General features: G+C 75.2%; 23 protein-coding genes and 1 pseudogene. 15 read left to right on the plus strand and 9 right to left on the minus strand.

Annotated elements, in window-relative coordinates; all coding sequences use genetic code 11:
* Positions 1-27: 27 nt before the first annotated feature.
* A complete protein-coding gene (locus tag ACA511_RS30140; protein WP_375028029.1) occupies positions 28-1,452 on the plus strand; it encodes an alpha/beta hydrolase family protein in 1,425 nt (474 codons plus the stop codon).
* Between the two features lie 126 nt (positions 1,453-1,578).
* Here ACA511_RS30140 and ACA511_RS30145 read toward each other — a convergent pair whose 3' ends face one another.
* Both ACA511_RS30145 and ACA511_RS30150 read right to left on the minus strand, forming a co-directional pair.
* Positions 1,579-2,082: a DUF1772 domain-containing protein gene (locus tag ACA511_RS30145; protein WP_375028030.1), complete on the minus strand. Its 504-nt coding sequence runs from the start codon at positions 2,080-2,082 to the stop codon at positions 1,579-1,581.
* A 2-nt stretch (positions 2,083-2,084) separates the two neighbouring features.
* On the minus strand, positions 2,085-2,930 hold the full coding sequence (locus ACA511_RS30150) for an NAD(P)H-binding protein (RefSeq protein ID WP_375028031.1): 846 nt from the start codon (positions 2,928-2,930) through the stop codon (positions 2,085-2,087).
* A gap of 81 nt (positions 2,931-3,011) precedes the next feature.
* Here ACA511_RS30150 and ACA511_RS30155 point away from each other — a divergent pair, with 81 nt between their 5' ends.
* A complete protein-coding gene (locus ACA511_RS30155) occupies positions 3,012-3,947 on the plus strand; it encodes an AraC family transcriptional regulator (RefSeq protein ID WP_375028032.1) in 936 nt (311 codons plus the stop codon).
* Here ACA511_RS30155 and ACA511_RS30160 read toward each other — a convergent pair.
* Positions 3,944-5,068 (minus strand): carbohydrate kinase family protein, encoded by a 1,125-nt coding sequence (locus ACA511_RS30160; RefSeq protein WP_375028033.1) that lies wholly within the window; start codon positions 5,066-5,068, stop codon positions 3,944-3,946. The two genes, ACA511_RS30155 and ACA511_RS30160, sit on opposite strands and share 4 nt — an antisense overlap.
* Positions 5,069-5,136: 68 nt before the next feature.
* On the minus strand, positions 5,137-6,480 hold the full coding sequence (locus ACA511_RS30165) for a hypothetical protein (protein WP_375028034.1): 1,344 nt from the start codon (positions 6,478-6,480) through the stop codon (positions 5,137-5,139).
* Positions 6,481-6,598: 118 nt separating this feature from the next.
* On the opposite strand from ACA511_RS30165, the gene ACA511_RS30170 reads away from it, so the two are divergent.
* From ACA511_RS30170 to ACA511_RS30195, 6 genes are all read left to right on the plus strand, one after another.
* The gene (locus tag ACA511_RS30170; protein WP_375028035.1) at positions 6,599-7,339 is read left to right on the plus strand and encodes a GntR family transcriptional regulator; all 741 of its coding nucleotides are present in this window, start codon (positions 6,599-6,601) and stop codon (positions 7,337-7,339) included.
* 44 nt (positions 7,340-7,383) lie between these two features.
* Positions 7,384-8,832, plus strand: coding sequence for a PTS ascorbate transporter subunit IIC (locus ACA511_RS30175; protein ID WP_375028036.1), 1,449 nt, complete (start codon positions 7,384-7,386; stop codon positions 8,830-8,832).
* 44 nt (positions 8,833-8,876) lie between these two features.
* Complete coding sequence (locus tag ACA511_RS30180; protein WP_375028037.1) at positions 8,877-9,179, plus strand: PTS sugar transporter subunit IIB; 303 nt, start codon at positions 8,877-8,879, stop codon at positions 9,177-9,179.
* Positions 9,176-9,613, plus strand: coding sequence for a PTS sugar transporter subunit IIA (locus ACA511_RS30185; protein ID WP_375028038.1), 438 nt, complete (start codon positions 9,176-9,178; stop codon positions 9,611-9,613). Before ACA511_RS30180 ends, ACA511_RS30185 begins: the two co-directional genes overlap by 4 nt.
* Positions 9,606-10,433: a sugar isomerase domain-containing protein gene (locus ACA511_RS30190; protein ID WP_375028039.1), complete on the plus strand. Its 828-nt coding sequence runs from the start codon at positions 9,606-9,608 to the stop codon at positions 10,431-10,433. The genes ACA511_RS30185 and ACA511_RS30190 overlap by 8 nt, the downstream gene beginning before the upstream one ends.
* Before the next feature lie 94 nt (positions 10,434-10,527).
* Positions 10,528-10,782: an EF-hand domain-containing protein gene (locus ACA511_RS30195; RefSeq protein WP_375028041.1), complete on the plus strand. Its 255-nt coding sequence runs from the start codon at positions 10,528-10,530 to the stop codon at positions 10,780-10,782.
* 59 nt (positions 10,783-10,841) lie between these two features.
* Here ACA511_RS30195 and pgi read toward each other — a convergent pair whose 3' ends face one another.
* Positions 10,842-12,488 (minus strand): glucose-6-phosphate isomerase, encoded by a 1,647-nt coding sequence (gene pgi / locus ACA511_RS30200; RefSeq protein ID WP_375028042.1) that lies wholly within the window; start codon positions 12,486-12,488, stop codon positions 10,842-10,844.
* A gap of 186 nt (positions 12,489-12,674) precedes the next feature.
* Between pgi and ACA511_RS30205 the strand changes: the two genes are divergently transcribed.
* The 3 genes from ACA511_RS30205 to ACA511_RS30215 all read left to right on the plus strand — a co-directional run bounded on the left by ACA511_RS30205 (position 12,675) and on the right by ACA511_RS30215 (position 16,112).
* Complete coding sequence (locus ACA511_RS30205; RefSeq protein WP_375028043.1) at positions 12,675-13,469, plus strand: acyl-CoA thioesterase; 795 nt, start codon at positions 12,675-12,677, stop codon at positions 13,467-13,469.
* Positions 13,470-13,642: 173 nt separating this feature from the next.
* On the plus strand, positions 13,643-14,662 hold the full coding sequence (locus ACA511_RS30210) for a lactonase family protein (RefSeq protein WP_375028044.1): 1,020 nt from the start codon (positions 13,643-13,645) through the stop codon (positions 14,660-14,662).
* 70 nt (positions 14,663-14,732) lie between these two features.
* The gene (locus tag ACA511_RS30215; protein ID WP_375028045.1) at positions 14,733-16,112 is read left to right on the plus strand and encodes an NADP-dependent succinic semialdehyde dehydrogenase; all 1,380 of its coding nucleotides are present in this window, start codon (positions 14,733-14,735) and stop codon (positions 16,110-16,112) included.
* Between the two features lie 164 nt (positions 16,113-16,276).
* On the opposite strand, the pseudogene ACA511_RS30220 reads toward ACA511_RS30215, so the two are convergent.
* The 3 genes and pseudogenes from ACA511_RS30220 to paaZ form a co-directional block, all read right to left on the minus strand.
* Positions 16,277-16,687, minus strand: a pseudogene (locus tag ACA511_RS30220) (hypothetical protein); the annotation flags it as partial.
* A 144-nt stretch (positions 16,688-16,831) separates the two neighbouring features.
* The gene (locus ACA511_RS30225; RefSeq protein WP_375028046.1) at positions 16,832-18,985 is read right to left on the minus strand and encodes a thiamine pyrophosphate-dependent enzyme; all 2,154 of its coding nucleotides are present in this window, start codon (positions 18,983-18,985) and stop codon (positions 16,832-16,834) included.
* Positions 18,986-19,227: 242 nt separating this feature from the next.
* Positions 19,228-21,285, minus strand: coding sequence for a phenylacetic acid degradation bifunctional protein PaaZ (paaZ, locus tag ACA511_RS30230; protein WP_375028047.1), 2,058 nt, complete (start codon positions 21,283-21,285; stop codon positions 19,228-19,230).
* 128 nt (positions 21,286-21,413) lie between these two features.
* Between paaZ and ACA511_RS30235 the strand changes: the two genes are divergently transcribed.
* From ACA511_RS30235 to ACA511_RS30250, 4 genes are read left to right on the plus strand one after another with little or no spacing between them, the layout of a single operon-like run.
* The gene (locus tag ACA511_RS30235; RefSeq protein ID WP_375028048.1) at positions 21,414-22,973 is read left to right on the plus strand and encodes an AMP-binding protein; all 1,560 of its coding nucleotides are present in this window, start codon (positions 21,414-21,416) and stop codon (positions 22,971-22,973) included.
* Positions 22,974-23,012: 39 nt separating this feature from the next.
* Positions 23,013-24,038 (plus strand): L-glyceraldehyde 3-phosphate reductase, encoded by a 1,026-nt coding sequence (gene mgrA / locus ACA511_RS30240; protein ID WP_375028049.1) that lies wholly within the window; start codon positions 23,013-23,015, stop codon positions 24,036-24,038.
* 21 nt (positions 24,039-24,059) lie between these two features.
* On the plus strand, positions 24,060-24,533 hold the full coding sequence (locus ACA511_RS30245; RefSeq protein WP_375028050.1) for a YbhB/YbcL family Raf kinase inhibitor-like protein: 474 nt from the start codon (positions 24,060-24,062) through the stop codon (positions 24,531-24,533).
* Between the two features lie 4 nt (positions 24,534-24,537).
* Entirely contained in the window at positions 24,538-24,882 is a 345-nt protein-coding gene (locus tag ACA511_RS30250; protein ID WP_375028051.1) for a DUF6343 family protein, read from the plus strand.
* Positions 24,883-24,885: 3 nt separating this feature from the next.
* Here the strand turns inward: ACA511_RS30250 and ACA511_RS30255 are convergent, their stop codons facing one another.
* A complete protein-coding gene (locus ACA511_RS30255) occupies positions 24,886-25,791 on the minus strand; it encodes a helix-turn-helix transcriptional regulator (protein WP_375028087.1) in 906 nt (301 codons plus the stop codon).
* Positions 25,792-25,868 lie beyond the last annotated feature (77 nt).

The following is a 25,868-nucleotide window of genomic DNA, read 5'->3' on the forward strand; positions in this document are numbered from 1 at the left end:
TTTCTCTGTAGTCCTACGGTCGTCGCCATGAGAACAGTGATGACCGTCGCGCTGGCGCTGCTGGCGCTGTGCGCGCTGGGCCCGGCGCCCGCATGGGCGACCGCCGCCCGGTCCGGGCCGGTGCCCGCCCCGTCCGGGCTGACCTCCGCCGAAGTGAGCTTCCAGGGGGCCGGCGGGCTCACCCTGCGCGGCACCGTCCTGGCCCCGGCGAAGCAGGGCCCGCCCCGGCCCGGCGTCGTCCTCGTCACCGGGTCGGGAGCCGGCGTGCCGCGCGAGCACCTGCGCACCGAGGCCGTCGAGTTCGCCCGCCGGGGCCTCGCCGTGCTGATCTACGACAAGCGGTCGGAGGGCTACACCGACTTCCACCGCGACTACTCCGTCCTCGCCGACGACGCGCTCGCGGGCGCGGCGGCCCTGCGGGCGCGGCCCGGCGTCGACCCCGCGAAGGTCGGGCTGTACGGGCTCAGCGAGGGCGGCTGGGTGGCGCCGCTGGCCGCGTCCCGCTCCGCGGACGTCGCGTTCGTCATCGTGGTGGGCGGCAACGCCATGACCCCGCTCCGGCAGCAGAACTGGAACGAGGTCTCCGCGCTGCGCCGGGCGGGCGTGTCCGGCTCGCTGCTCGACCGCGGCAAGCCCGCGCTCGCCCGGCTGGCGGCCGACGCCGGGCTGTTCGCCGAGGCCCACTTCGACGCCCAGGGCGTCCTGCAACGGGTCCGGCAGCCGCTGCTCGGCGTGTGGGGCGGCCACGACCTGCAGACCCCGCCCGAGGAGAACCCGCCGCTGTTCGCGCGGGCCCTCCGGCGGGGCGGCAACACCCACTACACCTTCCGCTTCTTCCCCGACGCCGACCACGCGGCGCACCGGACGCCGGACGGCGGGCTCACCCGCGGAGAGGCGCTGGCCCCCGGCTACGCCGACCTCGTCGGCCGGTGGGTCGGCGACGTGACCGGCGGGAAGCTGCCGGACGCCGACACCGCGCCCCCGCCCCGGCAGGAGTACGCCAGCACTCCCCTGCGCCCCCTCGCCTGGTGGGAGTCGGGCTGGGTGCAGCTCGCGGCCGCCGCGCTGTTCGCCGCGGCGTTCACCGCGTACCCGCTGACGGCCCTCGTGCGGAGGCTGCGGGGACGGCGGGCCGCCCCCGTCAGCCGCTGGGCGCCGCTCCTCGCCGGCGCGGGTCTCGTCGCCGCCTTCGCGCCCGTCGTGTACCTCCTCTACCTGGCCGCCGGACGCGCCCCGGACCCGGGACCGCTCGTGGCCGGGCGGCCCCTGCCCTGGCTGGCGCTCCAGGCGCTCGCGGTGGCCGCGGTCGCCGCCGGGATCGCCACCGCGGCGGCGTGGCGGCGCGCGGGGCGCACCGTCCCGGCGGGCGAGCGCGTCCGCCTCGGGCTGCTGCTCGCCGCCGGCGCCGCGTTCGTCCCCTGGGCGCTCCACTGGGGCCTGCTCCTGCCGTGAGCATGGCGCGGGTGTGCGGCGAGCGGCTTGAGAGCGGCGCCCCGCCGTGTGCCGGTTGGTAGGACGGCCGGCAGGAACGACGAGGCGGCCCGCGCCCCGGAACGGGACGCGGGCCGCCTCCCGACGTCAGCCGTCCTTCCCCCAGAGGTAGACGCCGAGGGCCATCGCGAGGAGGCTCGCCCAGCTGAACACCGCCCTGACGTTGTTCCAGGCGGTCCAGCGGCCGGAGTAGTCCGACCAGATCCTCGCCGCCTCGCCCGCGTCCCCCGGGACCGTCACGCCGTCCAGGTCGTTGTTCAGCGGGATGTTCACCGCGAAGCTCGGGACGAGCGCCCCGGCGAGGTACACGGCCGCCGCCGCGAAGAACAGGATGGCCGCGGGCTTGCGGTCCAGGGTCAGCAGCAACACCCCCGCCGCGGCCGCCAGCACCGGGACCAGCATGAACATCGCGATGAACAGCGGATTCCGGATCCTCTGGTTGATGCCCTGCATGGCATCGATCGCCGCCCCCGGCCTGGCCGCGTTCAGGCCCGGCATCACGCCGGTCGAGAAGCCGAAGAACGTCCCGGCCATGCCGGCCGCCATGATCAGGGAGAGGGTCGCCGAGATCCCCGCGAGAGAGGCCCGCATCGTCACTCCGATCCGTTCCAAACGCCGCTGGCCGCGGTCTCCCGCGCGTACTCGGCGAAGTCGCGGGGCGCGCGGCCCAGCGCCCGCCGGACGCCGTCGGCGGGCAGCGCGTTGCGCCCGTCCAGCACGGTCGTGAACAGGTGCGTCAGGAACTCGATGAGCTCGCCGGGCACACCGTGCCGCCCGAGGACCGCCGCGTAGTCGGCCGCGGCGACCGGGACGAAGGCGATCTCGCGGCCGGCCGCGCGGCCGATCTCGGCGACCGCCTCGGCGAAGGTGAGCGCGCGGGGGCCGGTCACCTCGTACACCTCGCCCGCGTGGCCGGCGGAGGTGAGCGCCGCGACGGCCACGTCCGCGATGTCGCCGGCGTCCACGAAGGGCTCGGGGACCTCGCCCACCGGCAGGGCGACCTCGCCGGCGCGGACCGGGTCGAGGAGGTAGTCCTCGCTGAAGTTCTGGGCGAACCAGCTCGCCCGCACGACCGTCCACTCCAGGCCCGACGCCCGGACGATCTCCTCGCACTCCCGCGCCTCGGGTTCGCCGCGCCCCGACAGCAGCACCGCGCACCGCACCCCCGCCTCCACCGCCTTCGCCGTGAAGCCGCGGATGGCCTCCCGCGCGCCGGGCGCCGTCAGGTCGGGGTAGTAGGACAGGTACACCTTCTCGACGCCCCGCAGGACGGGCGCCCACGTGGCCTCGTCCTCCCAGTCGAAGGCCGGCGACGCCGACCGCGATCCCATCCGGACCGGGACCTCCAGGGCCTCCAGCCGCTCCACCACCCGGCGGCCGGTCTTGCCGGTCCCGCCGAGGACGAGGGTCAGTCCGTTCTCCAGCTGCGTGTTCGTCATGCCCTTGAGTCAACCGGCGGGCGTTCCCGGCGACCATCGTCGAGAAGCTCGACCCCATACGCGAGCGTCTAGGCTTGCCGCATGGACGCCCTCACCGACCTCCTCGACGGGCCGCGCGCCCGGGGCGCGTTCCTGCTCCGCTCGACCCTCACCCCGCCCTGGTCGGTCCGCATCCAGGACGAGGCGCCGCTGACGCTGCTCTCCATGGTCGGCGACGACGCGTGGCTGATCCCCGACGAGGGGGAGCCGCAGCGCGCCCGCCCCGGCGACATGGTCGTCTTCCGGGGGCCCGACCACTACACGGTCAGCGACGACCCGGCGACCGCACCGCAGGTCGTCATCCACCCGGGCCAGCGCTGCACCACGCCGGACGGGACGAGCCTGTCCGACGCGATGGACCTCGGCGTCCGCGCCTGGGGCAACGACCCCGGCGGGACGTCGGTCATGCTGATCGGCACCTACCAGATGCGCGGCGCCGTCACCCGGCGGCTGCTGTCCGCGCTGCCGCCGATCGCGATCGTCCGCGCCGGCACCTGGAAGTCGCCGCTCGTCGACGTGCTGGGCGAGGAGATCGGCAAGGACGAGCCCGGCCAGGACGTCGTCCTCGACCGGCTCCTCGACCTGCTGCTGATCGCGACGCTGCGCGCCTGGTTCTCCCGGCCGGACGCCGAGGCGCCCGGCTGGTACCGCGCCCACGGCGACGCCGTCGCCGGGCCCGCGCTGCGCCTGCTGCACAACGACCTGGCCCACCCCTGGACGGTCGCGGACCTGGCCGCCGGGGTCGGGGTGTCCCGCGCCGCGCTCGCGCAGCGGTTCACGAAGCTGATCGGCGAGCCGCCCATGGCGTACCTGACCGGCGTCCGGCTCGCGCAGGCCGCCGACCTGCTGCGCGAGAGCGACGCGACGCTGGACGCCGTCGCGCGCCAGGTCGGCTACGGCACCGCGTTCGCGCTGAGCACCGCGTTCAAGCGCGAGCGCGGCGTCAGCCCGCAGGAGTACCGCGCCGGCCGCGGCTAGTACGGCTGGTGCCGCCCGCGCAGCGTCGGCTCGGCGCGGACGACCGAGTCGCCGGCCGCGTCCGGGATGAAGGGGATCACGAACGCGTACTCGGCCAGCACCTCCTCGGGGAGCTCCGCCGACTCGCCGAACGCGGCGATCTCCCCCCAGCAGGGCGAGCCGAGGGAGCCGCTGCGGTGCCGCACCGACAGCCCGGCGCACAGGTTCGCGAACCGGAGCCGCTCGGCGAGCGGCAGCCCGGCGAGCGTGCCGAACACGAACCCGGCGGCGAACACGTCGCCCGCGCCCGTCGGGTCGAGGGCCTCCACCGGCAGGGCGCCGACCTCGGCCCGCTCCCCCGTCCGCGAGTCGATCGCGATGGCGCCGTCGCCGCCGCGCTTCACCACGACCACCGGCACCCGCCCGGCGAGCGCCTCGGCGGCCTCCGCCGGGGTGCCGGCGCGGGTGTAGGCCATCGCCTCGGCCGCGTTCGGCAGGAAGACGTCCACGTGCGCGAGGCGGTCGAGGACCTCCGCCGGCCAGGCGCCGGTCTGGTCCCAGCCGAGGTCGCCGAACACGAGCGACCCCCGCGCGCGCATCGCGGCCGCCCACGGCGGCACCGGGCGGTCGACGTCGACGAAGCACGCCCGCGCGGCCGGCGGCGGCCCGCCCAGGTCGTCCAGCGGGGACGGGGCGGGCTTGACGAACGTCACCATCGCGCGGTCGGAGTCGTAGGCCATCGACACGGTGACGGGCGTCGACCAGCCGCGCACCCGCCGGGACAGGGCGAGGTCGACGCCCTCCTGCTCGGCGAGGGTGCGCCACAGGTAGGCGCCGAACATGTCGTCGCCGAACGGCGCCGCCAGCCCGACCCGCAGGCCGAGCCGGCTCATCGCGACCGCGATGTTGGCGACGCCGCCGGGCGCCGAGCCGAGCCCGTCGGTGACGATCTCGGTGCCGGGCGGCGGCAGCCCCGGCAGCCCGGTGAAGATCATGTCCATGAAGACCTGGCCGGACAGGAACACGTCCAGCCCCGGGCCGTCCCCGCCGGCGCGCAGCCGCCGCCCCGCCGGCTCCCGCTCCGCGCAGGGGTCGGCGAGGGACGGCTCGGGCGCCCGGCCCGTCGCGGTCTGCTGTGTCACGAGGCCCCCCGTGGCGCGGCCGGCAGGTTCCTGCGGACCCTAACGCGCGCCTCCGACGTTCTCCTTGCCTACCTCGGAACGTACAACCGGATGTCGTCCACCTGCGCCCTCCCCTCGTAGAAGTTCATGTGCGGGTCGCCGATCATGAACCGGTCGGGGTAGGCGGAGCCGGCGGGCCAGGTGCCGCGGTCGACCAGGGTGCCGCCCGGCCCCGTCCAGGTCCAGTCGGCGTCGAACCGGCCGTCGTACTCGTCCGGCCGCTGGTTGTAGTGCCAGATGGGCTCGCCGTCCTGGACGAACGCGCGCGTGTACCGGAAGGTCGCCCGGCCGGCGTGCGCGAAGACGCCCGACATCTCCATCGTGTACGCGCCGCCGCGCCGCTCGACCGCGAACGTGTAGGGCTCCCGCGGCAGCAGCTCGGGCCGCAGGTCGACGGTCGAGACGATCGCGCCGCCCTTGCGGAGCCCGCACTCGCTCTCCATCAGGTACTCGGTGCCCGGCATGGCCGCGTACCTGCGGTCGTCGGTCATGAAGATCGCGTTGACGCCGTTGCCCGTCCCCGCCGCGTACGGCTCGTACTCGCCGGTCGCCGGGTTGCAGTACAGCAGGCCCCCGCCGGTGTACTCGTACCGGTTGTAGCCGTCCATGGCGACCTTCCGGTGGCCGTGGACGAAGACGTTGTTGTGCGGCGCCACCCGCCGGTAGTCCATGATCGACATGTAGTAGAAGCCGTTGGAGTCGGTGCGGACGTCGGCCCACTCGCACTCCGGCCGGGCGAAGTCGCCGCCGGACGCCCACGGGAAGTTGGTCTTGCAGCCCTCGGGCGAGTAGCCGTTGATCCGCCCGTCCGGGTAGTCCCACAGGCCGTCGCGCCGCCCGCCGAAGTCGAGGCCGCGCAGGGTCGTCTCCACGCGGTACTCGGCGGGCAGGTCGCGGGTGGAGCGGATGACGACGCCCGCCTGGTGGGCCGGCTCGTCCAGCCGCGCGACGCCCCCGGCGGACGTGAGCGACGGCGGATCGTCCGGCCGGCCGTCGCCGTCCGCGTCCCGGGCGGCGAGCTCGGCGGTCAGCCAGCCCTGCCGGCCGAAGGCGAACGACTTCCGGTAGGTCTTCATCCGGGCGAGCTGCGTACGGAACGCCGGCCCGCCCACCGTGTCGAAGTAGGCGCCGTCGTTGTCGTAGACGTCGACGTCGTAGGGGCTGGAAGGGCCGTCGCCGTCCGCCCGCCACGGCGTCTTCGCGTCGTCCAGGCGCCGGTCGAACGGTTCGGCGGCGACCAGCCGCCACCCGTCGCGGGCGCCGGGCGGACCGGCGCCCGCGCCGCCGGCCGCGTGGGCCGGGACCGCGCAGAGGGCCGCGGGCAGGACCAGGGGCAGCGCCATCGCCAGGGCGCCGCGGGCGAGATTCCTCATGGCGCGACCGTAGGCCGGGCCGCCCGGCCGTCACCACGGCAAACATCGCCAAAGTGGTATTGACCAGTCACCACAATCGGACATACGGTGTGCAACCACAGGAACCACACTCTGGGAGGTGAACGGCGTGCCATCCGCCGGTGAGGCCCCGTCCGGGAGCACGAAACGGCAGGCGGTGCGCCGCGAGCTGCTCTCGATGCTGGACGGCCTGGACACGGGGGACGTCCTGCCGTCCGAGCGCCGGCTCGCCGCGGAGTTCGGCGTCTCCCGGCCGACGCTGCGCCAGGCCATCGACGGCCTCGTCGCCGAGGGGCTGCTCGACCGGCGGCACGGCAGCGGCACCTACGTGGCCGAACCCCGGATCGCGGTGTCGCTGACCATGACGTCGTTCACCGAGGACATGATCCGGCGCGGGATGAAGCCGGGCGGCCGGGTCCTGTCGTTCCGCACCGAGACCGCGGGGGCGCGGATCGGCAGACGGCTCGCCCTCCCGCCCGAGGAAGAGGTATTTACCATTCGCCGGCTCCGGCTGGCCGACGAGACCAGCATGGCCATCGAGACCCTCTACCTGCCGCGGGCGCTGCTGCCCGGCCTGCGGCGGCACGACCTGGAGGGGCGGTCGTTCTACGACCTGCTCCGCGGCGGCGGCGTCGTGATCGCCTCGGGCACCGAGACGATCGAGCCGACCGTCACCACCGCCGAGGAGGCCGCCGAGCTGGGGGTGCCGGTGCACACGCCGGCGTTCCTGTTCGAGCGGATCACCCGGGACGCGGGCGGCCGGCCCGTGGAGTACGTCCGGTCCGTCTACCGCGGCGACCGGTACCGCCTGGAACTCGACCTGCGACCACCGACCCACTGACCGCCCCCCACGACCATCCCCCTGGGAAGTGAGGCGACTTCGCCATGGACGTCATCAAGGACATCCTCACCTTCCTGGCCGACAACGTGTTCGGCCAGGTCCCCATCCTCATCGGCCTCATCACCCTGCTCGGGCTGATCCTCCAGCGGAAGAGGTTCGAGGACGTCTTCGCCGGCGCGCTGCGCGCCACGATCGGCGTCGTCATCCTGTTCATCGGCGTGGAGGTGTTCACCGGCGGGCTGACCAGCTTCCAGACCGTCCTCGCCAGCGCGATGGACACCGCGCCCCCGACGGCCGACAACACCCTGGCCGACTTCCTCACCCAGCAGGGCGGCACGGTCGCGCTCGTCATCACGGTCGCGTTCCTCGTGCACGTGCTCGTCGTCCGGCTGTTCCCGGCGGCCCGCTACCTGTACCTGACCGGGCACCTCATGTTCTGGATCAGCACGGTGACGGTCGCGTCGCTGGTGACGATCGCGCCGGACGCCGACCAGCTCACGCTGGTGCTGTGCGGGGCCGGGTTCGTCACCGCGTACTGGACGGTCCAGCCGCTGTGGATGCGCCCGCTGATGCGCCGCGTCATGCCGGACGACCGGTTCGGGTTCGCGCACACCAGCTCGCTCGCCTGCCTGATCACGGGGTACGCGGCGCGCCCGCTCGGCAGCCGGGAGAAGCACGACACCGAGAAGCTGAAGCTGCCCCGGCAGCTGTCGTTCTTCAAGGACGTCAACGTCAGCACCGCGCTCATCATCACCGTGATCATGCTGGTGGGGGTCGCGCTCGCCGACGACGGCGTGGTGGCCAAGGCGGCGGCCGAGATGGACGCCAAGCTGTCCCCGTGGGTGTGGGCCGTCCTGGTCGGCCTCCGGTTCGCGGGCGGCATCGCGATCCTGCTGTTCGGCGTGCGGATGTTCCTCGGCGAGATCGTCCCGGCGTTCAAGGGCTTCAGCGACCGGGTCATCCCCGGCACCCGCCCCGCGCTGGACGCGCCGACCGTGTTCCCCGTCGCGCCGACCGCCGTCATGGTCGGCTTCGTCTCCTCCACCGCGGTGTTCCTGGTCTGCCTGGGCGTGTTCGCGGCGGCCGGCTGGTTCACCCTGGCCCCGCCCATGATCATGCTGTTCTTCGTCGGCGGCGCCGCGGCGCTGTTCGGCAACGTGGTGGCGGGCTGGCGCGGCGCCGTCCTCGGCGGCGTGGTCACCGGGCTGATCCTCGCGGTCGGGCAGGCCGTCACCTGGGACCTGTACGAGAAGACCGCGCCCGAGCTCGCCACCCTCGCCGACCCCGACTGGTACGCGATCGCGTGGCTGCTGAAGGCCGTGGAGCCGGTCGCCGGCGGCAACGCGGTCTGGCTCGTGCCCGCCGCCGCGCTCGCCGCGATGGTCGCGACGCTGCTGCTGCTCGGCCGCGCCGAGAAGCGCCGGGCGGCGGGCGGCGAAGGCGCGGACGGCGCGGACGCCGCGCCCGAGGGCACGGCGCCCGCGAAGGCCTGACCGGCGGGCGAGGGCCCGGCCGGCTGACAGGGAGAGGAACCGACATGGCACTGGACCGGCAACTGGAGATCCTCGCGGTCTGCGGGGTCGGCATGGGCTCCAGCCTGATGCTGAAGATGACCGCCGAGGACGCGCTGCGCTCGCTCGGCGTGGACGCGCGGGTGGAGAACACCGACGTGTCCTCGGCGCGGGGGATGACGCCCGACGTGGTGATCGGCCAGGGCATGCACACGAGCGAGATCACCGACCTGGCGCCCGTCGTGATCACCGTCAGCGACTTCCTCGACAAGGAGGGCCTCGAAGCGCAGCTCAGGGAGCGGCTGACCGCGCAGGGCTGGCTCTCATGACGATCGTCGCGGCGGTCGACGGCGCCCGCGCGCCCGGCTGGCGGGAGGCCGTGCGGACGGCGGCCTCCGCGCTGGTCGACGCGGGCGCGGCGGGCGCGGGCTACCCGGACGCGTGCGTCCGGGTGGTCGAGGAGAACGGCCCGTACATCGTGCTGACCAAGGGCCTCGCGCTCGTCCACGCGCGCCCGGAGGAGGGCGGGCTTGCCGTCGGCGTCGGCGTGACCCGGCTGGCGGCGCCGGTCGAGTTCGGCCATCCCGACAACGACCCGGTCGACCTGCTGCTCGCCTTCTGCACGCCCGACCCCGACGCGCACGTCGGCGTCCTGTCCGGGCTGGCGCGCGCGCTGTCCGGCGGCCTGGCCGACCGGCTCCGCGCGGCGTCCGGCCGGGACGACCTGGCCCGCACCCTGAAGGAGGCCGTGCCCGATGCCTGACGCCGCGTCCCCCGGGAGGCGCCGCGCGGACCCCGGCGGCGCGGGCTCGGGCGATCCGCGCCCCGCCGCCGCGCCGCCGACGCCCGGCCCGCCGGCGGGTTTCCCCGCCCGGGTGCGGACGCTGCTGGACGACCTGGACGCGACTTCGGGCGAGGCGGTCGACGCGGCCGCCGCGCTGGTCCTGGACTCGGTCGAGGCCGGCGGGATCGTGCACGTCGCCGGGGCGGGGCACTCGCTCGCGATGGTGTTCGAGACGTTCTACCGGGCCGGGGGCCTCGCCGCCGTCCGCCCGATCTGGGACCCCGGCGTCGTCCCGCTCGGCGACGCGGTGCGCAGCACCCGCGTCGAGCGCGAGGCCGGGGTCGGGCGGGCCGTGGCCCGGAAGGCCGCGCCCGCCCCGCCCGACGTGGCGGTGGTGTTCTCCACCAGCGGCCGGAACCCGTACCCCGTCGAGGTCGCGGCGGAGTGCCGGGCGCTGGGCGTGCCGGTGATCGCGGTGACCTCGGCGCGGGCGTCGCGGGGCGCGGCGGCGCGGACCGAGACGACCCTGGCCGACCACGCCGAGATCGTGCTGGACACGCGCGTCCCGCCCGGCGACGTGCTGCACCCGGCGGCGGCGCCGCGCACCGCGGCGGCGTCCACGATCCTCGCCGCGTACGCGTGGTCGCGGGTGCTGGCCGCCCTGGACGACCTCGCCGCGGCGCGGGGCGCCGACCCGCCGCGCTGGACGAGCGCGAACGTCCCCGGCGGCGACGAGGTGAACGCCGCGCTGCTCGCGCGCTACCGGCACCGCGTCCCCGAGCTGACCGGGGATGAATAGCCGGAAACCTGGGCTCTTCCTGCGGCGTTTCGCATATGGGCGGGCTCGCTCCCTGTGAGATGATGCTTGGCTACCATCTGACCGAAGGAGCGAGATGACGACACGACCGACCGGGGACGACCTTCTCGCGCTGTTCACGCGCGCGGACCTCGGCGGCGACCAGAGGCTCGACCTGATGGAGTTCACGCTCGTGCTGGACGAGCTCGGGCTCGCCTGGACACGCGCCGAGACGCAGGACAGGTTCGAGCGGGCGGACGGCAACCTCGACGGGTTCATCTCCTACGAGGAGTTCCGCGCGGTCATGGAGTCCCAGGACTGGGCCGGGCCGCTGCCCGCCGCCGGCGCCTGACCGGCGCGAGGGCCCGCCGGAACGCCGGCGGGCCCTTCGCATGCGCTGGGACCCCGCGGTCAGGCGCGCCGGCCGCGCAGCTCCCGGTACCGGCGGACGAGCGCGGCCGTGGACGCGTCCGGCGTCCCCGCCGGCGGCTCCGGCGAGGTGAGCGCGGGCACGAGGTCCATGGCCATGACCTTGCCGAGTTCGACGCCCCACTGGTCGAAGGAGTCGATGCCCCAGATCGTCCCCTCGACGAACACGATGTGCTCGTAGAGCGCGACGAGCGACCCGAGGGTCTTCGGGGTGAGCTTCGGGACCAGGATCGTGCTGGTCGGCCGGTTGCCCGGCATCACCTTGTGCGGGACGACCGCGGCGGGCGCGCCCTCGGCGGCGATCTCCTCGGCGGTCTTGCCGAACGCGAGCGCCGAGGTCTGCGCGAGCATGTTCGCGGTGAGCAGGTCGTGCATGCCGGCCGGCCCGTCGACGGCGGGCTCCTCGAACGGCTCGGCGAAGCCGATGAAGTCGGCGGGGACGAGCCGGGTGCCCTGGTGCAGCAGCTGGTAGAAGGCGTGCTGCCCGTTGGTGCCGGGCTCGCCCCAGAAGATCTCGCCGGTCTGCGCGACGACGGGCGCGCCGTCGGCCCGCACCGACTTGCCGTTGGACTCCATCGTGAGCTGCTGGAGGTAGGCGGGGAAGCGGGCCAGCCGCTGGCTGTAGGGCAGCACCGCGCGGGTCTGCGCCCCGAAGAAGTCGGTGTACCAGACGCCGAGCAGGCCCATGAGCACGGGCATGTTCGCCTCGAACGGCGCCCGCCGGAAGTGCTCGTCGATCTCGCGGAAGCCGGCGAGCATCTCGCGGAACGCCTCGCCGCCGATCGCGATCATCAGGGACAGGCCGATGGCGCCGTCGAAGGAGTAGCGTCCGCCGACCCAGTCCCAGAAGCCGAACATGTTGGCGGTGTCGATGCCGAACTCGGCGACCCGCTCGGCGTTGGTCGACACCGCGGCGAAGTGCCGGGACACGGCCTCGCCGTCGCCGAGCCCGTCGACGAGCCACTGCCGCGCGGCCTTGGCGTTGGTCAGGGTCTCCAGCGTCCCGAACGTCTTGGAGCTGATGACGAACAGGGTCTGCTCGGGGTCGAGGCCCGCGAGCTTCCCGACGATGTCGGCCGGGTCGATGTTGGAGACGAACCGGCAGGAGATCCCCGCGCCGGCGAAGTCGCGGAGGGCCTCGTAGGCCATGGCGGGGCCGAGGTCGGAGCCGCCGATGCCGATGTTGACGACCGTCGTGATGCGCTTGCCGGTGAAACCGGTCCACTCCCCGGAGCGGACGCGCCCGGCGAAGTCGGCCATCTTGTCCAGGACGGCGTGCACGTCGCCGGCGACGTCCTGCCCGTCCACGGTGAGGGCCTCGCCGGGCGGGAGCCGCAGCGCGGTGTGCAGGACGGCGCGGTCCTCGCTGACGTTGATGTGCTCCCCGGTGAACATGGCCTCGATCCGGGCGCGCAGCCCGGCCCGCTCGGCGAGCGCCACGAGGAGCGTCAGCGTCTCGCTCGTGGCGCGGTGCTTGGAGTAGTCCAGGTGGAGGTCCCCCGCGGTCACCGTCATGCGGTCGACGCGCCCCGGATCGTCCGCGAACAGGTCGCGCAGGTGCCGCCCGGCCAGCGCGGCGTGGTGCCCGGCCAGCGCGGACCATTCGGGCGACTCGGTGATATCAGCCATTGCCTCTCTCATCTCCTCGCGGGGCGGGCGCCGAATCCCCCGGGCGCCGTCCCCACGGCGATCATAGGTCGACCGCGCGTGACCGTATCAGGGTCGTCCCCGGGCGCGCAGGCGCCCGCCCCGGATGGCCGGGCCCGCCCGGCGCCCGAGTAGGGTCGCCGCGACGGCGCAGGCTGAAGGAGCACGATGAGCGACGGCATCACCCGGATGTTCGACCTGGCCCCGCTCGGCGAGGACTCCTTCCAGGCCACCTCGCCCTCGGTCGGACGGCCCCGGCTGTTCGGCGGGCAGGTCGCCGGGCAGAGCCTGCGCGCCGCCTGCCTGACCGCCGGCGGGCGCCCGCCGCACTCCCTGCACGCCTACTTCATCCGGCCGGGCTCGCCGGACGAGCCGCTGGTGTTCGACGTGGCCCGGACCCGCGACGGCCGCTCGTTCTCGACCCGGCACGTCACGGCGAGCCAGGGCGGCAAGCCGATCCTGGAGCTGATCGCCTCGTTCCACGACCCGGAGGACGGCTTCGACTGGCAGGTCGCCCCGCCCGCGGGCGTGCCGGGCCCGGAGGGGCTGGCCGAGCCGGTGCTCCCGTCGTTCTTCAAGCACCCGGCCGGCTTCGACATCCGGGTGGTGGACCCGCCAGGCGGCGACGAGTTCCCGCTGGCCCACCCGTTCTGGATCCGGGCGTCCGCGCCGGTCGGCGACGACCCGGCCCTGCACGCGTGCCTCATCACCTACCTGTCGGACATGGCGGTCGTCAGCAGCGCCCGCGCGCCCGGCTCGCCGAGGCGCCTCGTCACCGCCGTCACGCTGGACCACGCGATGTGGTTCCACCGCCCGGCGCGCGTCGACCGGTGGCTGCTGTACTCGGTCGCCCCGGTCACCAACCACGGCGCCCGCGGCCTCGCGCGGGGGACGCTCCACACGGCGGACGGGGCCCTCCTGGTCTCGGTCGCCCAGGAGGCCCTCCTGCGCCCCGCGCCCTGACCCGCGTCAGACGCCGGCGGCGGCCGGCGCCGACACGGGCTGCGCGAGATTCATCACGTCTCCCCAGGTCCGCGGCGCGCCGGGGAACGGGCGGCCGGGCTCCCCGGCGCCGCCGGGGCTAGGCTCGCCTCGGCCGCTTCGGGGCGGACGGATCACGATCGGGGTGGGACAGGGTGGGCGAGCGGGCGTTCTGGATCGGCACGTACACCGGCGGGGCCGGGCGCGGCGCCGGGATCTACCGGGTGACGCGGCGGTCCGACGGAGCCGTGTCGCCCCCGGAACTCGCCGCCGAGGCGGTGTGCCCCTCCTACCTGGCCGCGCACCCGAGCGGGAACGTCCTCTACGCGGTCCGCGAGGAGGACGCGGGCGGGGTCGCGGCCTACGAGATCGCCGGCGCGCGGCTGCGGGAGATCGGCCGCCGGCCGGCCGGGGCGCTGCCCTGCCACGTGTCGGTGACCCCGGACGGCGCGCACCTGATGGCCGCCGACTACGGCTCCGGGACGGTCCGGGCCTATCCCCTGGCCCCGGACGGCGGGTTCGCCGGAGACGCGGACGTCGCGGAGGGGCACGGCGGCGGGCCGCGCGCCGACCGCCAGGAGGGCCCGCACGCCCACATGACCGCGCACGCCCCGGACGGGACCGTCCTGGCGACCGACCTCGGCGCCGACCTCGTCCGCTCCTTCCGGATCGAGAACGGCGCCCTGCGGCTCGCCGGGGAGACGCCGCTTCCGGCCGGGTGCGGGCCGCGGCACCTGGTGGTCCATCCGGGCGGGTACGTGCACGTGCTCACCGAGCTCGCCGCGGCGGTCCTCGTCCTGCGCCCGGTGGACGGGTACGCGGCGCTGGAGGTCGCGGCGGAGTCCCCGGCGACGGCGGGCCCGGCGGGCGACCCGGCCCAGGGCGCCGCGATCAAGCTCGGGGACGGCGGCCGGTACGTCTACACCTCCATGCGCGGCACGGACGTGGTGACGGCGCACCGGGTGCTGGACGGCGGCGCGGCCCTGGAGCCCGTCGCCGACGTCCCCTCGGGCGGGCACTGGCCGCGCGACCTGCACGTGGACGGCGCCTGGATGTACGTCGCGAACGAGCGGAGCGACACGGTCACGACGTTCCGGATCGGCGGGGACGGCGTCCCGGCGCCGGTCGGGGCGCCGCTGGCCGTCCCGTCGCCGGTGTGCGTCGTCCCGGCCTGACCGGCGTTTCCTCCGGGGGCTCCCGGGCACGTCCCGGTCGACGGGCCGGACACTCAGGGAGCATCCCGACATGACGACGATCGCCACGACCAATCCCGCGACGGGCGAGGTCGAGAAGACCTTCGACGCGCTGACCGACGAGGAGGTCGACCGGCGCGTCGCGCGGGCGGCGGGCACGTTCGCCTCGTACCGCAGCAGCCCGCTGGAGCGGCGCGCGGAGTGGATGAACGCGGCGGCGGACATCCTCGACCGGGAGGCCGGGCAGATCGGCGCCCTGCTCACGACGGAGATGGGCAAGACGCTGAAGGCCGCCGAGGCGGAGGCGCGCAAGTGCGCCGCGGCGTGCCGGTTCTACGCCGAGCACGCGGCGGGGTTCCTGGCCGACCGGCGGCCCGCCGATCCGGGCGCCGTGGGCGCGTCCGACGCCTACGTCCGCTACCAGCCGCTCGGGCCGGTGCTGGCGATCATGCCGTGGAACTTCCCGCTCTGGCAGGTGGTCAGGTTCGCGGCGCCGGGGCTGATGGCGGGGAACGTGGGGCTGCTGAAGCACTCCTCGAACGTCCCGCAGACGGCGCTGTTCCTGGAGGACCTGTTCCGCCGCGCCGGGTTCCCCGAGGGCGCGTTCCAGACGCTGCTGATCGGCTCGTCCAAGGTGGAGCGGGTGCTGCGCGACCCGCGGGTCAGGGCCGCGACGCTGACCGGCAGCGAGCCCGCCGGGCGGTCGGTCGCCTCCATCGCCGGGGACGAGATCAAGCCGACCGTGCTGGAGCTCGGCGGCAGCGACCCGTTCGTGGTGATGCCGTCCGCCGACATCGAGGCGGCGGCGCGGACGGCGGCGGAGTCGCGGTGCCTCAACAACGGGCAGAGCTGCATCTCGGCGAAGCGGTTCATCGTCGACATCGGCTGCGCGGACGAGTTCGAGCAGCGCTTCGTCGCGAACATGCGCGCGCAGAAGGTCGGCGACCCGATGGACGGCTCCACCGACGTCGGCCCCCTCGTCAGCGAGGAGGGGCGCGCCGAGGTCGAGGCCCTCGTCGCGGACGCGGTCGGGAAGGGCGCGGCGGTGCTGTGCGGCGGGGAGCGCCCGGACGGGCCGGGCTGGTACTACCCGCCGACGGTGCTGTCCGGGGTGACGCCCGAGATGCGCATGTACCACGAGGAGGTCTTCGGGCCGGTCGCGTCGCTGTTCCGGGTGCGGGGGGTGTCGCAGGCGGTGGAGGTCGCCAACGCGACGGGCTTCGGGCTGGGCTCGAACGCCTGGACGCGGGACGACATCGAGCGGGAGCGGTTCGTCCGGGAGCTGGACGCCGGGCAGGTCTTCGTCAACGGCAAGACGACCTCGTACCCGGAGCTGCCGTTCGGCGGGGTGAAGCGGTCCGGGTACGGCCGCGAGCTGTCGGCGGACGGCCTGCGCGCGTTCTGCAACGCCAAGACGGTGTGGGTCGGCTGACCCCACTTCAAGGGCCCCGCGCTCACCGGCCCCGCGCTCACAGGTCCACGTGCCGGCCGACGCCCGCCGCGCGGGCGCGTTCGACGATGACCGACGCCGCGGCCGGCCACCCGCCCGATGGGGCGGACCGCCGCCATCGCCGGGACGTGCGCGCGCCCCTGGACGCCGCACCCGACGACCGCGAGGCGGGACGCGTCCGGCGCCGCGAGATGGTCGGCGGCCACCGCGCTCGCCGCCGACGTGCGCAGCGTCGTGACCGCCTCGCCCTCGATGATCGCGATGGGCCGCCCGCTGGCGGCGTCCTGGACGGTCACGAGCGCGGCGACGGTCGGCAGCCCGCGCGCCGCGTTGCCGGGGTTCACGCTGCCGAACTTGGCGACGGCGCCGGTGCCGGGCAGCCGGGAGACGTAGCAGAACGCGACGTCGCCGCCGGGGCCGTCCAGCAGCAGCCGCGGCGCGAGCCGCGCCTCCTTGCGGCCGAGCGCGCCGAACGCGGCCCGCTGCGAGGCGATCGCCGCCGGGAGGTCGAAGACCGCGCGGACGTCGGACGCGGAGAGCAGCAGGAGACCGGCCATGCAGCGATCTTCGCGAGCCCGCAGCGGCCCTGTCGAGGGGAGAAGGGCAAGCGGCTCTTACCGATCACTACATGAGATCGCATGCTCGCCCGCCTCGGCGGCCGTCAGGCCGGGTCAAGGCCGTCCGCCTCGGCGGCGACCCCGTCATCGAGGCGATCCGACCAGGTCCTCCGCCGCGTCCTCGATGGCCTTCTCGGAGAGGAGGACGTGGCGGGCGGCGTCGCCCAGCGGGATGAAGCTGTCCTCGCTCGCGACCCTGGCCGCGCGCCCCCGGTAGCCGGCGTCGGCGAGCGCCGCGAGGACGCCTTCGGACACGCCGCCCGTGCGCCGCGTCTCGTCCGCCACCAGGACGGCGCCGGTCGCGCGCGCCTCGCGGAGCAGGTCGCCGAGGGGCAGCGGCGCGAGCCAGCGCAGGTCGAGCACCCGGCACCGGACGCCGCGGGCCGCGAGGCGGCGCGCGGCCCGCAGGCTCATCCGCAGGCCGTTGGCGAACGTGACGACGGTGAGGTCACGCCCGTCCCCGTAGGTGCGGGCCCGCCCGATCGGCACCGCTCCCCCGGCGGGGGCGAGCCATCCGCCGTCGCCGTCCTCGTGCAGGTCGCGGGCGTGGTAGAGCGCGATGGGCTCCAGCACCACGCACACGCGCCCGTCCGCCGCGGCGGCGTCCGCGCACGCCCGCAGCGTCCCGGCGGCGTCGTCGGGGCGGGACGGCGAGGCGATGACGATCCCCGGGATGTCGCGGAGCGCGGCCACCGCGTTGTCGTTGTGGAAGTGGCCGCCGAAGCCCTCCTGGTGGGCGTAGCCGGGGATGCGCACGACCATCGGGTTGCGGTACCGGCCCGACGAGAAGAACGGAAGCGTCGCCGCCTCCCCGCGGAGCTGGTCGGCCGCGTTGTGCAGGTACGCGAGGTACTGGATCTCCGGCACCGGCAGCATCCCGGCGAGGCCGGACCCGAGCGCGAGGCCGAGGATCGACTGCTCGTCCAGGATCGTGTCGAACACCCGCGCGGCCCCGGCCCTCTTCAGGAGGCCGCGCGTGACCCCGTACACGCCGCCCTTGCGGGCCACGTCCTCCCCGAAGACGAGCATTCCGGGGTGCTCGTCCAGCAGTTCGCCGAGCGTCCGGTTGATCGCCTGCGCCACCGTCACCGGCTCGCCGCCGGCTCCCCCGCGCCGCGCGACGGCGCCGGCCGCGCGGACCGCGTCCCGCGGGGCGCCGTGCCGCAGCGGCGCCATGACCTCGGCGGCGGACGAGAGGCGGGGGGCGTCCGCGATCTCCTCGGCCAGGGCCGCGACCTCGGCGCGCTTGGCCTCGTAGCGGGCGACGATGTCGCCGGCCGTCGCCGCGCCCCGGTCGACGAGCAGGCGCGCGGTCCGGAGGAGGGGGTCGCGGCCGAGGTCGGCCGCCAGCTCGGCCGGGGTCCGGTAGGACGATTCGACGTCGGAGCCCGCGTGGCCCATCAGGCGGACGGTGCGCAGGTGCAGGAACGCGGGCCGGCGGCGCTCGCGGACCCACGCGGCGGCCCGCGCCGAGGCGGCGTAGGCGTCGGCGAGGTCGCAGCCGTCCGCGGGGAAGTAGGCGAGGCCGGGACGCGAGCCGTAGGCGGCGCGGATCCAGCCGGGCGGGGTGCGGACGCTGATGCCGATGCCGTTGTCCTCGCAGACGAGCAGCAGCGGGAGCGGCAGGCCCTGGAACGCGCAGTTGGCGGCCGCGTTGACGGCGCCCGCGGCGGTGGAGTGGTCGGCGGACGCGTCCCCGAAGCTGCACACGACCACGGCGTCCCGCGGCCACGGCGTCCCGACGCCGAGGCGGGCCGCGCGTTCGACCGCGAAGGCCGCGCCGAGCGCGCGCGGGAGGTGCGAGGCGATCGTCGACGTCTGCGGGACGACGTTCAGCGGACGGCTGCCGAACACCTTGTGGCGTCCGCCCGCGCAGGGCTCCTCCGCGGCGGCGACCAGGCCGAGGAGGACGTCCCGGAGCGGGGTCTGGCCGGGGACCTGGCGTGCGCGCTCCAGGAAGAACGCGCCCGAGCGGTAGTGGAGCAGCGCGGGATCGTCCGGGCGGAGCGCGGCGGCGACCGCCGCGTTGCCCTCGTGCCCGGACGACCCGATCGTGTAGAAGCCGCGGCCCCGCGACCGGAGCCGCCGGGCGGCGAGGTCGAGGTGCCGGCTGCCGAGCTGGGCGTCGAACAGTTCCAGGCAGCGCTCACCGGTCAGCGGGCCCGGCGGTGGGGGCGGGCCCGACGGCGTCAGCGAGGCGGCCGCCTCCAGGAAGTGGGCGTCGGCGGGTTCGGCCATGCGTCGAGCATCGGACGCGGAGGGCGCCGCCGCCAAGCCCCGCGAGGGCGCGAACCGGTCGGGCGTTGGCCAAGGATCGCTCAACGCCGGCCCGGAGGCTCGGCCGGCGGTGAGCGGGCCGCGCGCTGCGCGATCTCGGCTCGGGCGCGGCGGCCCGGCGACGCCGCGACCGTGCTCTCCTCGGTCCTCGGCGGCGCCCGGCGCTCGAACGGCGGCAGCCCGCAGGCGCCGTCCCTCGACGGTCAGTCGTGCCTCGGCCGTTTGGCCACCAGCGTCAGCACGTCGTACTTGGCGACCGAGGCGCCCTCCTGGTTGGTGACGTCGGTGTCCCAGCGGACCTCGCCGTAGCCGGTCCCCTCGCGCGGGCTGATCTGCTTGGCGGTGAGAGTGACGGTCAGCTCGTCGCCCGGCTTGACGGGCGTGAGGAACCGCAGTCGCTCCAATCCGTAGTTGGCGAGGACGGGGCCGGGCTCGGGCGACACGAACAGGCCCGCCGCGAACGACACGACGAGGTATCCGTGCGCGACCCGGCCGCCGAAGAACGGGTTCGCCTTCGCGGCCTCCTCGTCCATGTGCGCGTAGAAGGTGTCGCCGGTGAACTCCGCGAAATGCTCGACGTCGTCGAGGGTGACCGTGCGCGGGCCTCCCACGGCGGTGTCGCCGACGCACAGGTCCTCCAGGTACTTGCGGAAGGGGTGCTCGTCGGTGACGGTCCGGTCGGTGCCGGGGACCCAGCGGCCGGTGATCGAGGTGAGCATCGCGGGCCCGGACTGGACGGCGGTGCGCCGCATGTAGTGCACGACCCCGCGGATCCCGCCCAGCTCCTCGCCGCCGCCGGCGCGGCCGGGGCCGCCGTGGACGAGCGGCGGAAGCGGCGACCCGTGCCCGGTGGACTCCCGGGCGTCCTCGGCGTTCAGCACGAGCAGGCGGCCGTGCCAGGGCGCGGCGCCGAGGACGATCTCGCGGGCGAAGCCGGGGTCGCCGGTCACCACCGACCCGGCGAGGCTGCCGCGGCCCCGCGCGGCCAGCTCGACGGCCTCCGCCGCGCCCTCGTACGGGAGCAGGGTGCTGACCGGCCCGAACGCCTCCACCTCGTGCGGCTCGGCGCGGGAGGCGTCGTCGGCGCGCAGCAGCACCGGCGAGAGGAACGCGCCGCGCCGGGCGTCCGCGCCGACGACGTCGACGCGCTCGGGGTCGCCGAAGACGGCGCGGCCCGCGTCCATGAGCGCCTGCAGCGAGCGCCGCACCTCCTCCCGCTGGTCGAGGGTGGCGAGGGCGCCCATCCGCACGTCCGGGTCGGCCGGGTTCCCTACCGTGACCCCCGACAGCCGTTCCCGGGCGGCCTCGGCCACCTCGTCGATGAGCGCGGCCGGCACGAGGGCGCGCCGGATCGCGGTGCACTTCTGCCCCGCCTTCACGGTCATCTCCGCGACCAGCTGCCCGACGTAGAGGTCGAACTCCCTCGTGCCGGGCACGGCGTCCGGCCCGAGGATCGAGCAGTTCAGCGAGTCGGCCTCGGCGTTGAACCGCACCGCGTTGCCGACGATCGCGGGGTGGGTGCGCAGCAGCCGGGCCGTGGACGCCGAGCCGGTGAAGCCGACGACGTCCTGCTCGGTCAGGTGGTCGAGCAGGTCGCGCGGCTCGCCGCAGACCATCTGCACCGTGCCCTCGGGCAGGATGCCCGACTCGACGATCAGCTCGACCAGCCGGGCGGTCAGGTAGGCGGTCTGGCTCGCCGGCTTGATCAGGCTCGGCACCCCGGCGAGGAAGGCGGGCGCGAGCTTCTCCAGGGGTCCCCACACCGGGAAGTTGAACGCGTTGATCTGCACCGCGACGCCCCGCGACGGCGTGCACAGGTGCTGCCCGACGAACGACCCGCCCCTGCCGAGGGGCTCCACCTCCCCCTCGATCAGCACCCGGTCGTTCGGCAGCTCCCGCTTCCCCTTGCCCGCATAGCCGAACAGGACGCCGATGCCGCCGTCCACGTCGAACTTCGCGTCGCCGAGCGTCGCGCCCGTCCGGGCCGACAGGGCGTACAGCTCCTCGCGGTGCTCCCCCAAATGGGAGGCGAGCGCCTTCAGCAGCGCCGCGCGCTGGTGGAACGTCAGCTCCCGCAGCACCGGGCCGCCGGTCGTCCGCCCGTACTCCAGCGCGGCGCCCATGTCGACCCCCGCCGACGAGATCCGGGCGACCTCCTCCCCCGTGACGGCGTCGTGCAGCGGCACGCCCTCGTCCTCCGGAGCACGCCATGAACCCGACACATAACTGCGCAGCACGACCACCGGGACCTCCTCGCCCATAGCTTCTGAATCTTCTTGCCACCTTCGGGCCCCGTTCACGCGTCGCAGAGATGACAGCCGGGAGCCGATCCGTTTGTGCACTCCTGGGTGGTGTGGGGTGACTCGGCGGAACTCACTACGCTTCCGGCATGCTCCTCCGCACCCGCGTCACCGCCGAGCTGACCGCGCTGCGCGCCGCCGCCCGCGCCGGGATGATCGGCCCGATGCCGCCGCGCGCCCTCGCCGCCGCCGCGCGGGCCATGCGCGCCTACGGACCGCTCGGCGCGGCCACGGCCGTGCCCGCGCACCGCTTCCCCGGCCGCACCGGGCTCGTCGACGACCGCGGGAGCCTCACGTTCGGCGAACTGGACCGGCGCTGCAACGCCCTCGCCAACGCCCTGCGCGCGCGGGGCGTCGGCCCCGGCGGGACGGTCGGGATCCTGTGCCGCAACCACCGCGGCCTGCTGGAGGCGATGTCGGGCGCCGCGAAGACGGGCGCGTCCGTCCTGTTCCTGAACACCGACTTCGCCGCGCCGCAGCTCCGCGACGCCGTGCGGCGCGAAGGCGTCACCGTCCTGCTGCACGACGACGAGTTCGCCCCCGTCGCCGGCGGCCTCGACCTGCCCCGGTTCAGCGAGTCGGACATGGACGGCCTCATCGCCGGGGCGGACGGCGCGCCGCCGCCCGCCCCGTCCCGGCACGGCTCCATGGTGATCCTCACCAGCGGCACGTCGGGACGGCCGAAGGGCGCGCCCCGCGCGCAGCCGCGCTCCCTCGCGCTGCCGGGCGGCATCCTGTCGAAGGTGCCGTTCCGCGGCGGCGAGGCGATGTTCGTCGGCCCGCCCCTGTTCCACGGCCTCGGCCTCACCGCGGCGCTCCTCGCCCTGGGCCTCGGGTCGACGCTCGTCCTGCGCCGCCGCTTCGACGCCGAGCGGGTACTGGACGACCTGGAGCGGCACCGCTGCACGTCCTTCATCGCCGTCCCGGTGATGCTCGGCCGCGTCCTGGCCTCGCCCGGCCTCGCGGACCGCGACCTGTCCCGGCTCACGGTGGTCATGACGGGCGGCGCGCGGCTGGACGCCGGGCTCGGCGGCCGCGCCCTCGCCGCCTTCGGCCCGACCCTCTACAACTTCTACGGCTCGACCGAGGCGTCCTGCATCACGATCGCCACCCCGGACGAGCTGGCCGCCGCGCCCGGCTGCGTCGGCCGCCCGCCCGCCGGGACGCGGGTCGCGGTCCTCGGCGACGACGACCGCCCCGTCCCGCCGGGCGCCGTCGGGCGGATCTTCGCCGACACCCCGGCGCGGTTCGGCGGCTACACCGGCGGCGGGGGCGGGGACGAGGCCGGCGGCCTGATGGCGGTCGGCGACCTCGGCCGTCTCGACGCCGCCGGCCGCCTCCACGTCGACGGCCGCGCCGACGACATGATCGTGTCCGGCGGCGAGAACGTCCACCCGGCCGAGGTCGAGGACCTGCTCGCCGCCCATCCCGCCGTCGAGGAGGCCGCCGTCACCGGCGTCCCGGACGAGGAGTTCGGCCAGCGCCTCCGCGCCCACGTGGTGGCGCGCGGCCTCACCGCGGACGACGTGAAGCGGCACGTCGCGGCGAACCTCGCCCGCCACAAGGTCCCGCGCGACGTGGTCTTCCTGGACGCCCTCCCCCGCAACCCGGCCGGCAAGGTCCTCAAGCACGCCCTCCCGCCGGAGTGAGCGGATCGAGCCCCGGCCGGGCCTGAAATACTCGTGACCATGACTTATGTGGCGGACGGCGGACGGTACGAGCGGACTCCCTACCGGCGGTGCGGGCGCAGCGGGCTGCTGCTCCCGGCGATCTCGCTGGGGCTGTGGCACAACTTCGGCGACGACCGCCCGCTGGACGACCAGCGGGCGATCCTGCGGCGCGCCTTCGACCTCGGGGTCACGCACTTCGACCTGGCCAACAACTACGGGCCGCCGTACGGGTCCGCGGAGGTCAACTTCGGCCGGGTCCTGCGCGAGGACCTCGCGCCGTACCGGGACGAGATCGTCATCTCGACGAAGGCCGGGTACGACATGTGGCCCGGCCCGTACGGCGAGTGGGGGTCGCGCAAGTACCTGCTCTCCAGCCTCGACCAGTCGCTGCGGCGGATGGGCGTCGACTACGTCGACATCTTCTACAGCCACCGGTTCGACCCGGAGACGCCGCTGGAGGAGACGATGGGGGCGCTGGACCGGGCCGTCCGGTCCGGGAAGGCCCTGTACGCGGGGATCTCGTCGTACTCCCCCGAGCGGACGGCCGAGGCCGCGGCGATCCTGCGGGAGATGGGGACGCCGCTGCTCATCCACCAGCCGTCCTACTCGATGCTCAACCGCTGGATCGAGGGCGGGCTGCTCGACACGCTCGGCGCGGAGGGCGTCGGCTGCATCGCGTTCTCGCCGCTCGCACAGGGGATGCTGACCGGCAAGTACCTCGACGGCGTCCCCGAGGGGTCGCGGGCCAGCAAGGGCACGTCGTTCGCCTCAAGCCTGCTCACCGAGGAGAACCTGCGGCACGTCCGGACGCTCGACGAGATCGCGCGGGGCCGCGGGCAGTCGCTCGCCCAGCTCGCGCTGGCCTGGTCGCTGCGGGACGGCCGGGTCACCTCCGCCCTGATCGGCGCGAGCAGCGTCCGCCAGCTGGAGGAGAACCTCGCCGCCCTGGACCGGCTCGACTTCACCGCCGACGAGCTCGCCGCGATCGACCGCGACGCCGTCGACGCGGGCGTCAACATCTGGGCGGCCTCCAGCGCGGGCTGACCGGGTGTGCATCGACGGGCCGTGACCGGGCACGACCAGCGCATGGAGGAGATGACGCTGCGGAGTGCCGCCTTCGCCGACCACACGCTGATGCCGTCGGAGTACTCGCACGACAGCGGGGACCTCTCGCCCCCGCTGGAGTGGTCGCCGGCCCCCGAGGAGGTGGTGGAGCTGGCGCTGGCCTGCGAGGACCCGGACGCGCCCACCGGAACGTTCGCGCACTGGCTGCTCGCCGGCATCGACCCGGCGACCACGGGGCTGGACACCGGGGAGCGTCCGGCGGAGGCCGCCGCCGGCCGCAACGACTACGGCGCCGAGGGGTACGGCGGGCCGAAGCCGCCGGCGGGCGACGGCCCGCACCGGTACTTCTTCCGGCTCTACGGCCTGTCGGAGCCGTCCGGGCTCCGCGACGGCTTCACCGCGGAGGACCTCCGCGACGCCCTCCAGGAGAGGATCGTGGCGGCCGGGACGCTCGTCGGCACGTTCGCGAGGTGATCCCGTGGGCGACCCCGAACGGCCCGACTCCGAACGGCCCGACTCCGAACGGCCCGACTCCGGACGGCCCGACTCCGAGCCGTACGGGCCCGATTGGCACGGGCCCGGCGCCCGCGGGCCCTACCCGCACGAGCAGCCGCGCGGCAGCGAGCCGCTGAACGCGCGCAGCCCGCTGCGGCTGCGGGCGATCCTGTCCGCGGTCGCGCTGGTCATCGCGGTCGCCGCCGCGATCGTGTTCGCGGTGGGCGCGCAGGGCGACGGGTCGTGGGCGGCGGCCGCCATCTGCGCGGCCGTCGCCGTCATCGCGGCGGCCGACCTGGTCGTGATCGCGAGGCGCGCCCGGAACTGACCGTCAGTGGCGGTGGTCCGCGGCGGCGGCCTCGGGGTGCGCGAGGAGCCAGCCGATCCGCTCCCGGCTCTCCTCGTCGGTCGGGGTGTAGGCGACCAGCCGCGCGCCCGGCGAGGCGCTGACGTCGAGGTGCAGGGTGCGGGTGCGGATCTCCCCGGCGGCGTGGTGCCGGAACACCTTGGTGCTCGATCCGGCCAGCGCGACGTCGTGGGACGCCCACAGCCGCGCGAACTCCGGGCTGACCGCCTGCAGCCGCCGGACGATGTCCTTCCAGCCCGGCTCGTCCAGATGCCGGCTGTAGCGGTGCCGGAACGCCGCGACGAGGCCGGGCGCCGTCTCCGCCAGGTTCGCGACCGGGTTGCAGCACGGCGGCAGCGTGAACGCCATCCACATCGAGTTCCGCTCGCACTGCCGCACGTTCTCGACGGCGGGGAAGATCGCCGCGTAGGCGGCGTTCCAGGCGAGGATGTCGGACCGGCCGTTGGCCACGGACGCGGGCACGGGCACGAGCGCGTCCAGGACCGCCTGGACGTCCTCGGGCAGGGCGCCGGCCTCCTCGTCCACCGTCGCGTCGGGCACGTCGGCGAGCCGGTACAGGTGCTCGTGCTCGGCGCCGTCCAGCCGCAGCGTGCGCGCCACCGCGTCCAGCACCTGCGTGCTCGCGTTGATCGGGCGGCCCTGCTCCAGCCACGTGTACCAGGTCACGCCGACCCCGGCGAGCTGCGCGACCTCCTCGCGGCGCAGTCCCGGCGTGCGGCGCCGCAGGCCCGGCGCCATGCCGACGTCCTCGGGCGTGATCCGCTCCCGCCGGCTGCGCAGGAACGCGGCGAGCTCGCGGCGGCGGCGCGGGCCCGCTCCGCGGCCGGCCCGCGCCGGGGCCCTGCCGGTGGTCGTCTCCGCGGTGCTCATCGTCACGTCCCCCAGCCTGCCGCCGGACGGCGGCGCCTTCCAGGTGCTGTCAGTACCCGTATCGACAGGCTCTCGTT

The sequence above is a fragment of the Actinomadura sp. GTD37 genome, assembly GCF_041951365.1.
Taxonomy (GTDB): domain Bacteria; phylum Actinomycetota; class Actinomycetes; order Streptosporangiales; family Streptosporangiaceae; genus Spirillospora.

Bases quoted from the DNA above. Each gene is read 5' to 3' on its own strand.
- ACA511_RS30140 (WP_375028029.1), top strand. From the start codon at position 28: ATGAGAACAGTGATGACCGTCGCGCTGGCGCTGCTGGCGCTGTGCGCG.
- ACA511_RS30145 (WP_375028030.1), bottom strand. From the start codon at position 2,082: ATGCGGGCCTCTCTCGCGGGGATCTCGGCGACCCTCTCCCTGATCATG.
- ACA511_RS30150 (WP_375028031.1), bottom strand. From the start codon at position 2,930: ATGACGAACACGCAGCTGGAGAACGGACTGACCCTCGTCCTCGGCGGG.
- ACA511_RS30155 (WP_375028032.1), top strand. From the start codon at position 3,012: ATGGACGCCCTCACCGACCTCCTCGACGGGCCGCGCGCCCGGGGCGCG.
- ACA511_RS30165 (WP_375028034.1), bottom strand. From the start codon at position 6,480: ATGAGGAATCTCGCCCGCGGCGCCCTGGCGATGGCGCTGCCCCTGGTC.
- ACA511_RS30175 (WP_375028036.1), top strand. From the start codon at position 7,384: ATGGACGTCATCAAGGACATCCTCACCTTCCTGGCCGACAACGTGTTC.
- ACA511_RS30180 (WP_375028037.1), top strand. From the start codon at position 8,877: ATGGCACTGGACCGGCAACTGGAGATCCTCGCGGTCTGCGGGGTCGGC.
- ACA511_RS30185 (WP_375028038.1), top strand. From the start codon at position 9,176: ATGACGATCGTCGCGGCGGTCGACGGCGCCCGCGCGCCCGGCTGGCGG.
- ACA511_RS30190 (WP_375028039.1), top strand. From the start codon at position 9,606: ATGCCTGACGCCGCGTCCCCCGGGAGGCGCCGCGCGGACCCCGGCGGC.
- ACA511_RS30195 (WP_375028041.1), top strand. From the start codon at position 10,528: ATGACGACACGACCGACCGGGGACGACCTTCTCGCGCTGTTCACGCGC.
- pgi (WP_375028042.1), bottom strand. From the start codon at position 12,488: ATGGCTGATATCACCGAGTCGCCCGAATGGTCCGCGCTGGCCGGGCAC.
- ACA511_RS30205 (WP_375028043.1), top strand. From the start codon at position 12,675: ATGAGCGACGGCATCACCCGGATGTTCGACCTGGCCCCGCTCGGCGAG.
- ACA511_RS30215 (WP_375028045.1), top strand. From the start codon at position 14,733: ATGACGACGATCGCCACGACCAATCCCGCGACGGGCGAGGTCGAGAAG.
- ACA511_RS30225 (WP_375028046.1), bottom strand. From the start codon at position 18,985: ATGGCCGAACCCGCCGACGCCCACTTCCTGGAGGCGGCCGCCTCGCTG.
- paaZ (WP_375028047.1), bottom strand. From the start codon at position 21,285: ATGGGCGAGGAGGTCCCGGTGGTCGTGCTGCGCAGTTATGTGTCGGGT.
- ACA511_RS30235 (WP_375028048.1), top strand. From the start codon at position 21,414: ATGCTCCTCCGCACCCGCGTCACCGCCGAGCTGACCGCGCTGCGCGCC.
- mgrA (WP_375028049.1), top strand. From the start codon at position 23,013: ATGACTTATGTGGCGGACGGCGGACGGTACGAGCGGACTCCCTACCGG.
- ACA511_RS30255 (WP_375028087.1), bottom strand. From the start codon at position 25,791: ATGAGCACCGCGGAGACGACCACCGGCAGGGCCCCGGCGCGGGCCGGC.